This is a genomic window from Kitasatospora sp. NPDC004272, assembly GCF_053603035.1.
Window position 1 is genome coordinate 1 of sequence record NZ_JBSGET010000214.1, and the last position, 9,608, is coordinate 9,608.

A 9,608-nucleotide genomic window follows, 5' to 3' on the forward strand; every position below is an offset into this window, starting at 1 on the left:
GGGGCGGCCGTCGGCCGCCCCCCACCACCGCGTCCGCGGGTCAGCGCGGTGGCCGCCCGATGCCGGCGGCCACCGCGTGCAGGCCGCCGTCGGCGTGCAGGACCTGGCCGGTGGTGCTGGCGGCGAGGTCGGAGAGCAGGAACAGGACGGCGCCGACCACCCGCTCCGGGTCGGTGCGGTCCCAGCCGAGCGGGGCCCAGCGCTCGTAGTGGTCGGCCAGCGCGTCGAAGGTGCCGACGCCCTTGGCGGAGAGGGTCTCCAGCGGTCCGGCGGCGACCAGGTTGACCCGGACGCCGTCCGGGCCGAGGTTCAGCGCCAGGTAGCGGGCGACGGCCTCCAGCGCGGCCTTGGAGACGCCCATCCAGTCGTAGCCGGGCAGTGCCCGGCTGCTGTCCACGGTGAGGCCGACGATGCTGCCGCCGCGGGCGCCCTTGGCGAGCAGCGGGGCGAGCGCGGCGGCGAGCCGCTGCAGCGAGTACGCGGAGACCTGGAAGCCGGTCATCGCGCTGGCCGCCGGGGTGGCCAGGAAGTCGCCGCCGACGGCGTCCGCGGGCGCGTAGGCGACGCTGTGCAGCACGCCGTCCAACTCGCCCCAACGGTGGGTGAGTTCGTCGGCGAGGGCGGCGAACGCGGCCTCGTCGGTGACGTCCAGTTCGAGCAGGTCGGGTTCGACCGGGAGCTGCTTGGCGGCCTTGCGGGTGATCCGGGCGGCCCGGCCGAAGGAGCTGAGCAGGATCTCGGCGCCGGAGCGCTGCAGGGCCTCCGCGACGTGCCAGGCGATCGACTCCCGGTTGGTGACGCCGGTGACCAGGTAGCGGCGGCCGGTGAGGTCGAGGCCGCTGCCGGTCGTGGTGGCGGTGGTGGTGGCGGTCATGGTGCTCCCAGTACCAGGACGGCGTTGTGTCCGCCGAACCCCAGCGAGTTGGACAGTCCGGTGGTGCGGGCGCCGCCGGGCGGGGCCAGTTCCCGGGCCGTCCGGAGGTGGTCGGCCGGTTCGAGCGCGGGGTCGGGCCGGGACAGGCCGAGGGTGGGCGGCGCCCAGCCGGTGCGCACCGCGTCGAGCGTGACGATGGCCTCCACCGCGCCGCCCGCGCCGAACAGGTGCCCGGTGGCGGCCTTGGTGGAGGAGAGCGGGACGGCGGCCGCCCGCTCCGCGCCGAGGGCCAGCCGCAGCGAGCGCAGTTCGGCCTCGTCGTTCAGCCGGGTGCCGGTGCCGTGCGCGTTGACGTAGTGCAGGCCGGCCGGGTCGGTGCCGGCGTCCGCGAGGGCGCGCCGGACCGCCAGGGCGGCCATCGCGCCGTCGGGGGCGGGGGCGGTGAGGTGGTGGGCGTCCGAGCTGGCGCCGTAGCCGAGCACCAGGCCGAGGATCCCGGCGCCCCGGGCCAGCGCGTCCTCGACCCGTTCCAGCACCAGGACGCCCGCGCCCTCGCCCATCACGAAGCCGTCGCGCTCCTCGTCGAAGGGCAGGCAGCGGCCGGTCGGGGAGAGCGCCCCGGCGGCGGCGAACGAGTCCCGCACCAGCGGGAGCAGGGCGGCCTCCGCACCGCCGACGACCATCGCCCGGGCCGCCCCGGAGCGCACGGCCCGCAGGCCGTGGCCGATGGCCTGGGCCCCGGCCGCGCAGGCGCCGGAGACCGCGAAGGACTCCCCGCGCAGCCCGTGGCGGGTGCTGACCGCCACGGCGGCGCTGTTGGGCATCATCAGCGGGACGGTCAGCGGGGAGCCGGACGCGGCGGCGCCGGCCTCCGGCACGCCGCCGAGGCCGGTGCCGATGACGCAGCCGATCTCCTCCGCCGGGTAGGGCAGCCCGGCCGACCAGCCGGCCTGTCGCAGCGCCTCCTCGGCGGCGACCAGCGCGAACTGGGCGAACCTGGCGGTGCGGCGGCGCTCCCGGCGGCCGAGGTGCTCGCCCTCGTCGAACTCGGTGCAGCGGCCCTCGCCGGGGCCCAGGCCGCTCTCGCCCGCCCTGAGGCGGGCGGTCAGGACGGCGGCACCGACGCCGAGCGGGGTGACCGCACCGACGCCGGTGACCGCGACGGCAGAGGTCAACTGGCGGCCTGCTCGACGATCCTGGCGACGAGCTGGTCGACGGTGACCCCGGCGAGCTCGGGGCGCGGGATGGTGACGCCGTACTCGCGCTTGATGGTCGCCATCAGCTCGGCGGCGTCCAGCGAGTCGATGTCCAGGTCGTCGAACTTCGCGTCGGGGGAGATGGTCTCCTCCTCGACCCCGGACTCGACGAGCTCGACGCGGATGAGGTCGAGTACCGCCTCGGCGGTGACAGACATGGTCGTTCCTTACTCTGGTGCGTCAGGTGGGTCGGGCGCGCCTGCTGCGGGGCGCGGAGTGCTGCGGGGCACTGCGGGTGCTGCGGAGTAGTGCGGTGCTGCGGGGTGCCGGGCTCGGAGCTGCGTGCGCTCGGGGCCGGCTCAGGGCCGCTGGAAGGCCGGCGACTGGCCCTGCGCCCAGTACCACTGGCGCCAGTAGCTCTCGGCCAGGTCCAGCCAGGTGCCCAGCCGCTCGGAGCTGTCCAGGAAGTGGTTCAGGCTGACCATCAGCCAGCTGTAGACCGCCTGGCTGTCGCGGCAGCCGCCGCAGTCGCCGGAGGTGCAGCAGAACTGCAGGGTCTTGTAGTCCGCGCCGTACACCGCGAAGCCGTCCAGCACCGGGTTGCCGTTGCCGACCCGGAGCTCGTGCTCCGGCATGTCGACGCTGATGCTCGGGCAGACGTCGTAGCCGAACTGCCCGTTCCAGTGGGTGCGTCCGGTGATCAGCGTCTCGATGAAGTACGGGTGGCTGACCACGGTGTCCGGGTACAGCTCCTTGACCCGCAGCGCCTCGGCCAGGGTGCGCTGCTCGTTCTCGATCCGCAGCGGGTGGTCGGAGCCGTGCTCGCTGTAGAAGTTGAACGTCACCAGGTTGCCGTTGTCGCGGATGGCCCGGACGGTGGGCTCCACGTACTCCAGGCCGTCCTCGGACAGCGCGAAGACGAAGGTCACCCGGGGGTCGTCCTTGTAGTGGCCGAGCCCCTTCTCGAACAGGCCGGTGAACGAGGAGCCGTTGGGCCGGTGGGCCCGCAGCTGGTCGTCGAGCGGGCCGCCGCCGAAGAGGCTGATCCCGATCGCCACGTTCTCGTAGCCCTCGCGGGGCAGCGGCCGCAGGCCGTTCGAGGAGATCGTGATGTACGGGAGCTCCTCGACGAACGGGCGGACCCGGTCCAGCACCAGGGTCGGCTCGCCGCCGATCAGGGTGGCCTGGGTGACGCCGTCCGCGGCGAGCTTCCGGGCGAACTCCCGGATCAGGCCCGGGTCGGAGGTCTCCTTGACGGCGGTGTCGAAGCCGCCCTCGAAGTACCAGCAGCCCTTGCAGCGGATGTTGCAGGTGGTGGTGAGGTGCACCTCGCAGGCGCGCACGCGGTGCCCCATGCCGCGGAGCGTCTTGAGCCGCTCCGCGTAGTCCGGCCGGTCGGCGAGCAGGCCGCGCAGGCGGGCCTTGGACTCGGCGCGGGACGGCGGACGGGGGGTGATCACGACAGGGGTGGCCATGGCGTCTCCGGGACTCACTCAGGGACGCGCAGGCCGAGATTGGCGATGCGCGGCAGAACCTTCTCGCGCCAGGCCTCGATGGCCTCGGCATTGGTGGTCTTGCGCAGGCCGTAGCGGACGGCCAGCTGGGAGCGCTTGGTGTTGGGGCTCCCCAGGATGCCGACGAACATCGGCCACAGCCGGTCCAGCGCCGCCTGCAGCTGCGCGCGGCCCTCCTCGGTCTCGGCGAGGTTGCGGCAGACCCGGGCACCGTGGGCGATGTGGATCTTCTCGTCCAGGATGATGGTGCGCACGGCCTCGGCCCACGGCTTGTAGCTGCTCTCCGCGAACTCGCGGAGCATCACCATCGCGGTCTCCTCGCCGATGTAGGAGTAGATCCCGCGCTCGGCCCAGGTGGTGCAGTCGTGCATGCGGTCGTCCGCGAACAGCACCCGCTCGGAGATGGACTGCGTCTCCATGTAGGAGGTGTCGACCCCGAGGTCGGCGAGGATCCGCTTGCCGATCTTGTAGTGGTCGTACTCCTCGGTGGCGCGCTCGGCGCACACCTGGCGCTCCTCCGAGCTCGGCGCGAGCGGCAGGAACATCAGCGCGTAGTCGTCGCCGCCGGAGAGCTCGCCCTCCGTGTTGATGGTGATCTGACTGATCAGCATCTTCTGGTAATCGCGGGGCATCCGCCGGAATTCCTCCGGCGTCCGCACCACGACTTCCTCGTCGTCTAAGATCTGCGTCGTCATGTGCCCTCACCTCTTCGGCTAAAAACGCCGGGAGGGGTGCGCGCCACCCGTTGACCGGACGTCAGGGTGCGGCAGCTGAGCGGGAATTCCCCCCCGGTGGCTCACCCCGACCCTGCCACAACCGGTCGTGTTCGGGCCAGACCCGTGTGATGAGTGATCGTCAAACTCCAGCGTTATGAACCGGTTTGACCGGTCCTCACCGCCACTCCCGTCTCACCATGCAGAACAGTCACGGAACTTGTCCTGCGGCCGCCACCGGCGGTCGCTAGACTCCCGCCGATGCACTCGACTCAGGACCCGGCAAGCACCGCCGGCCCGCTGCGCCGGGCCATGGAAACCATTCGCACGCTGCGCGCGCAGTTGGACGAACGGCGCGAGAACGACCGGATCGCCGTGATCGGCACCGGCCTGCGCGCCCCGGGTGGGATCTCCGACCGGGCGTCCTACTGGCAGGCGCTCACCGAGGGCCGCGACCTGACCGGCGAACTGCCGGAGCAGCGCCGCCGCGCGTTCCCCGGCGGCTGGGACGGGCTGCTCACCCGCGGCGGGTACCTGGAGGACGTCCTCGGGTTCGACGCGAAGTTCTTCGGGATATCCCCGCGCGAGGCCCGCGGCCTGGACCCGCAGCACCGGCTGCTGCTGGAGGTCGTCTGGGAGGCGTTCGAGGACGCCGCCCTCCCGCCCGGGCGGGTCGCCGGATCCACCGGCGTGTTCGTCGGCATCACCGGCCAGGACTACCGGCAGTGGGCCGACGGCGAACCCAACTCCTCCTGGCTGATCGGCAACGGCCACTGCTTCGCGGCCGGCCGGATCGCCTACACCCTCGGCCTGCAGGGCCCCGCCCTGGCCGTCGACACCGCCTGCTCCTCCTCCCTGGTCGCCGTCCACACCGCGGCCCGCGCCCTCGCCGCGGGCGACTGCGACACCGCCGTGGTCGCCGGGGTCAACCTGGTGCTGGCCCCCCGCTCGACCGCCGAGATCGCCCGCACCGAGGCCCTCTCCCCCACCGGCCGCTGCCGCCCCTTCGACGCCCTGGCCAACGGCTTCGTCCGCGGCGAGGGCTGCGGCGCGCTGATCCTCAAGCGGCTGCCCGACGCCCGGCGCGACCGGGACCGGATCCTCGCCGTCATCGAGGGCAGCGGCGTCAACCAGGACGGCCGCTCCTCCGGCTTCACCGCCCCCAACGGACTCGCCCAGAGCCGGCTGATCACCTCCGTGCTGACCGCCGCCGGGCTCGGCCCCGAGGACGTCGGCTACCTGGAGGCCCACGGCACCGGCACCCCGCTCGGCGACCCGATCGAACTCGAAGCCGCCCGCACCGCGCTCGGCGGCACCGGCCGCCCGCTGCACGTCGGCTCCGTCAAGGCCAACCTGGGCCACACCGAGGCCGCCGCCGGAGTCCTCGGACTGATCAAGGCCGTGCTCTGCCTCCAGCACCGGCAGATCCCCCGGCAGGCCCAGTTCGAGACCCTGAACCCGCGGATCGAGATCGCCGGCAGCGGCCTGACCGTCCCCACCGCGACCGTGCCCTGGCCCGCCGACGCCGGGCGCCGCGCGGCCGTCAGCTCCTTCGGCATGAGCGGCACCAACGCCCACGTGGTGCTCGCCGCCGCCCCCGAACCCGCGGACCCGGACGCGGACGCCGACGCGGACGCGCCCGTGCGCGGCTTCCCGATCAGCGCCCACCAGGACGAGGCGCTGCGCGAACTCGCCGCCCGCTGGGCGGAGGACGTCACCCGGCACCCGTACCCCGCCTTCGCCCGCACCGCGACCCACGGCCGCACCCGGCTCGGCCGGGCCGCCTGGATCACCGCCGCCGACCCCGCGGAGGCCCGCGCCGCGCTGACCGCCCTCGCCCGGGGCGAACAGGACCCCCGGGTGCGCGAACTGCCCCCCGGCGAACCCCTCCCGGACGGCGCCCCCGCCGACGACCGCCCGGCCGCCGACCTGCCCGGCTACCCCTGGCAGCGCACCCCGTACTCGATCCGGCCGCTCTGAGCCCACCCCCACCCGCCCGGGTGGCCGGGCCGGCCGGCACGGTGCCGCGCACCGGCCGGCCCCACCGGAGACCGGCGCCCGGACGGGGAACCCTCCCCACAGAGGGCCCCGCCGGCACGCCGGCCGGGCTGCTCGACGGGCGCGCCGCCCGGGGACCGGTGGGTCCCGCGGCCGACGCGCCCGAGGATGAGCGGCACCGCCGGGGACACCGGCTCCTCCCACCGTGCCCCGCAGCGCTCGCCCAGCACCCTAGGCAGCCGGCGTTACTCGGGCGTTACCGGCCCGGACGGCTCCGCAGGTCAGCGCCCCGGAGCCCGTCCCAGGAGGTCGCCCCCGCCCGGGGCGGCCTCGTCCGTGTTCCGGCAACTCCTCGCAGCAGGGCGGGAATCGGGCTTCGGGCACTCCGTCGACGCGTGACGTGGCAACATCGTCCTTCCCGTACCGCACCGTCTTCTCGCCGTGGGAGCCGCTTTGCCACCACTGTCCGACGATCACCGGCGCATCCAGACCGCTGTGATCGGAGACAAGGACTCGGACATCGCGATCATCCTGCCGATGCGGGCCGGGGAACTGGCCGCCTGGCGACGGAAGCACCCCGAGTACACCTACTGGTGCGGCACCCTGCTGGGAGGCTGCGGCGAACCGCTGACCGACCGCCTCTACCTGGAGAAGGTCTGCCACTTCGCCCACCACCCGCACCACACCTGCACCCGGACCGCCACGGGGGAGGCCAGCGCCGACCACCTCTTCATGCACCGGACGCTGCGCCAGTGGCTCCCCGGTCACGGCCTCGGCGGCGGAGTCCGCTGGACCGGACCGAAACCGGGGCCGGCTTCCGGAATCGACGTCGTCCTCCCCGGCCGGCGCGGCCTCCGGTTCCGGCTCGGCAACGGGAGCGAGCACCTGTGGGGGCCGACGGCCGAGACCGTCGCGCCCGGCGGGGACGACTGGGTCTTCGGCCTGGGGATGCCCGTACCCAGGACGTTCTTCGACGAACAGGGCTACGTCTTCCGCATCAAGTTCGAGACGCGCGGAGCGGAACGCTGCCCCTACTTGGGCGTGCAACAGCCCGTCGGCGGCATCGACTGGGCCCCGTTCACCGAGGCGGTCCTGACCGAGGACGGCCTGACCACACCGGTCGTACGGGAGATCCGCGCCACCCGTGCGCGGACATCCCCACCCACCGCCCCGGCACCCCCGTCGGAGAACGGGAGCGCCCCTCGCGAACTGGACGGTGACGACCTGGTCCTCGCGATCCGCAGCGCCCTGGAGTTGCACGCCAGATGGGGCAGCCGGACGACCTGGAACCGTCTGATGCAGACCGTCGGCACCGACCTCTCCGGACGTGGTGACGGAAGCCTTCGTGCCGTCCTCGTGGCGGTGGACCGGGTTTTCCACCGCGACGATCCGGTGCTGTCCGCCCTGATCAGGACGGATTCGGGCGAACCGTTGCCCTACCTGCCACAGGTCCTGGACGACCTGGGGTTCGGCCTGCCGTCGTCGAAGGCCCAACTCAAGCGGTGGTGCCTGCGGGAGGCCGACCGGGCGTTCGCCAAGTACGGGGTGCCCCCGCGGACCGTTCCGCCCTCGCTGCCGTTGGAGGCCGCGGTTCCCGAAGTGCTGGTCCTGTTGGACACACCGCTTCCCTCCGAACGGCGGAAACCGTCCGCCCGGAGCACCACCACCCGGGCGGCGGCCCGTGTCACGGTCGACCGCTCGACCGCCGACCGTACCCGGCTGGAAAAACTGATCGCGGAAGGCCGGGCCCTCGCCGGAACGGTGATCGGCAGAACCGAACAGAAAAGGCTCGCCGCCGAAACCCAACTCGCCCGCCGCTTCCTCAAGGGCATCCGGCAGAGCACGCTCAACAAGCACGGCACCCAACTCCTGCGCCAACGGATCACCGACCTCGAAGCCGCCGTCGCGGCCGCCCGCAGGAGAGGGCACTACCCCGAGCAGGGCCCGCAGTCCGCCGGAAAGCCGTCCTCACCCGCACCAGCCCCTCGGACTCCGCCGAAGACGTCCCCCACCAGTGGCCCCGCCCCGGCCGGGAAGCCGGCGAAACGCCTGCGCGACCATCTGACCGCCGTCGCACGGAAGGGGAGCACGGTCGCCTGGCCGCTGCTGCCGGACGTGCCGAAGGACGTGAGCGATGCGGAGCGGTGTCGGCTGCTGGTGGCCGCCGAGCGCGTGAGCGGGGGCACCGGCGCGCCGCTGCTGTCCGCGCTCGTGGTGGCTCCGGGTGAGCGCCCGCCCGCTTACTTCCGTTTGCTCCTCGGGGACTTGGGGTTCGCGGTCCCCGTGTCGGACGAAGTACTGGTGCGGATCTGGCGGCGGGAGCAGGAACGGGCCCACGCCGCTCACGCGGTACCGCCGCGCCACGTTCCGGACCGGCTGGTGCCGAGGGCCTCCGAGGTCAGGGGTGCCGGAGGAACGGGAGCCTGATTCCGGGCGGGCCGGGGCCAGTCGGGGACGTCGCGGACGTGGACGCGGTCGTCGCACCAGGCACACTCCCATTCGCCGAGGTCGATGTCGTAGGCGAGGCGGCCGCAGTGGACGGGGATGGGCTGGCTGCCGAGGCGGGTGGTGTGCCAGTCGGTGCGCTGCGGGGCGGAGACGGTGTCGGTCATGGGAGGCAGCGTGCCAGGGGGCACTGACGACCAGTCAGTGCCGGGGCGCGGCCGGGAGCCGGCCCGGCCGAAGACGGTGGGGCTGGAGAGTTGGAGCAGGCGGGGGCCGCGCAGGGTCCAGCGCAGGCCGGTGCGGGAGAAGGCGGGCCGGCGGAGGGCGGAGAGCAGGGCGGGGATGATCGCGGAGGCGGCGACCAGGGTGGGGGCCACCGTGTGCGAGCTCGACTTCATCGAACGGGAGTTCGACGTCTTCACGGGCGACTTCCGCAACCCGGACGCCTACTGGATCACCGTCTTCGGCCGGCCCGGCTGCGCTTCGCCTGGGCCGGCGGCACCACCCCCGACACCGCCCACTACTACCGGGTCTCCACCGCCGACCTGCTGGTCGAGGCCGACAACGCGGTCGCCGCCGGACAGCACGTGCACACCGTCTGGCGCGACCTGAACCACGACCTCGGCCACGACCTGCTGCTCGACCACTACGCCCGGCACGGCCCGAACGGCGAACACCTGCGGCGCCGCCTGGTCTCCCACCGCCCCACCGCCGCCGACCCGTTGCGCACCGACGCCTGGTACCCGCCGCAGGCGTACGAACGCCACTGACCCCGCCGCGGCGCCGCGGCGGCCGCCCGGGCGGGCGGAATGCGGGCAGGCGGGTTCAGCGGTCGCGCCGCGCCCCGCGGGCGGCCCGGCCGACCACC

General features: G+C 73.8%; 9 protein-coding genes. 3 read left to right on the forward strand and 6 right to left on the reverse strand.

Features of this window, described 5'->3' with window-relative positions:
* Positions 1 to 40: 40 nt before the first annotated feature.
* The 5 genes from fabI to ACWEO5_RS36655 form a co-directional block, all read right to left on the reverse strand.
* Entirely contained in the window at positions 41 to 874 is an 834-nt protein-coding gene (gene fabI, locus ACWEO5_RS36635) for an enoyl-ACP reductase FabI (protein WP_452166427.1), read from the reverse strand.
* Positions 871 to 2,049: a beta-ketoacyl-[acyl-carrier-protein] synthase family protein gene (locus ACWEO5_RS36640; RefSeq protein WP_452166428.1), complete on the reverse strand. Its 1,179-nt coding sequence runs from the start codon at positions 2,047 to 2,049 to the stop codon at positions 871 to 873. Before ACWEO5_RS36640 ends, fabI begins: the two co-directional genes overlap by 4 nt.
* Positions 2,046 to 2,288 carry an acyl carrier protein gene (locus ACWEO5_RS36645; protein ID WP_344558897.1) on the reverse strand — a complete coding sequence of 81 codons (243 nt, stop codon included), beginning with the start codon at positions 2,286 to 2,288 and terminating at the stop codon, positions 2,046 to 2,048. Before ACWEO5_RS36645 ends, ACWEO5_RS36640 begins: the two co-directional genes overlap by 4 nt.
* Positions 2,289 to 2,429: 141 nt before the next feature.
* On the reverse strand, positions 2,430 to 3,545 hold the full coding sequence (locus tag ACWEO5_RS36650) for a radical SAM protein (protein ID WP_344558895.1): 1,116 nt from the start codon (positions 3,543 to 3,545) through the stop codon (positions 2,430 to 2,432).
* A 14-nt stretch (positions 3,546 to 3,559) separates the two neighbouring features.
* The gene (locus ACWEO5_RS36655; RefSeq protein WP_344558893.1) at positions 3,560 to 4,279 is read right to left on the reverse strand and encodes a Phenylacetic acid catabolic protein; all 720 of its coding nucleotides are present in this window, start codon (positions 4,277 to 4,279) and stop codon (positions 3,560 to 3,562) included.
* Positions 4,280 to 4,558: 279 nt separating this feature from the next.
* On the opposite strand from ACWEO5_RS36655, the gene ACWEO5_RS36660 reads away from it, so the two are divergent.
* Complete coding sequence (locus ACWEO5_RS36660; RefSeq protein WP_452166429.1) at positions 4,559 to 6,277, forward strand: beta-ketoacyl synthase N-terminal-like domain-containing protein; 1,719 nt, start codon at positions 4,559 to 4,561, stop codon at positions 6,275 to 6,277.
* A gap of 513 nt (positions 6,278 to 6,790) precedes the next feature.
* Entirely contained in the window at positions 6,791 to 8,722 is a 1,932-nt protein-coding gene (locus ACWEO5_RS36665) for a hypothetical protein (RefSeq protein ID WP_452166430.1), read from the forward strand.
* On the opposite strand, the gene ACWEO5_RS36670 is transcribed toward ACWEO5_RS36665, so the two are convergent.
* Complete coding sequence (locus tag ACWEO5_RS36670) at positions 8,638 to 9,138, reverse strand: hypothetical protein (RefSeq protein WP_452166431.1); 501 nt, start codon at positions 9,136 to 9,138, stop codon at positions 8,638 to 8,640. The genes ACWEO5_RS36665 and ACWEO5_RS36670 overlap by 85 nt on opposite strands.
* Between ACWEO5_RS36670 and ACWEO5_RS36675 the strand changes: the two genes are divergently transcribed.
* Positions 9,121 to 9,510 carry a DUF3500 domain-containing protein gene (locus ACWEO5_RS36675; protein ID WP_452166432.1) on the forward strand — a complete coding sequence of 130 codons (390 nt, stop codon included), beginning with the start codon at positions 9,121 to 9,123 and terminating at the stop codon, positions 9,508 to 9,510. The two genes, ACWEO5_RS36670 and ACWEO5_RS36675, sit on opposite strands and share 18 nt — an antisense overlap.
* The last annotated feature ends 98 nt before the right edge of the window (positions 9,511 to 9,608 follow it).

Bases quoted from the DNA above. Each gene is read 5' to 3' on its own strand.
- fabI (WP_452166427.1), bottom strand. From the start codon at position 874: ATGACCGCCACCACCACCGCCACCACGACCGGCAGCGGCCTCGACCTC.
- ACWEO5_RS36645 (WP_344558897.1), bottom strand. From the start codon at position 2,288: ATGTCTGTCACCGCCGAGGCGGTACTCGACCTCATCCGCGTCGAGCTC.
- ACWEO5_RS36650 (WP_344558895.1), bottom strand. From the start codon at position 3,545: ATGGCCACCCCTGTCGTGATCACCCCCCGTCCGCCGTCCCGCGCCGAG.
- ACWEO5_RS36655 (WP_344558893.1), bottom strand. From the start codon at position 4,279: ATGACGACGCAGATCTTAGACGACGAGGAAGTCGTGGTGCGGACGCCG.
- ACWEO5_RS36660 (WP_452166429.1), top strand. From the start codon at position 4,559: ATGCACTCGACTCAGGACCCGGCAAGCACCGCCGGCCCGCTGCGCCGG.
- ACWEO5_RS36670 (WP_452166431.1), bottom strand. From the start codon at position 9,138: ATGAAGTCGAGCTCGCACACGGTGGCCCCCACCCTGGTCGCCGCCTCC.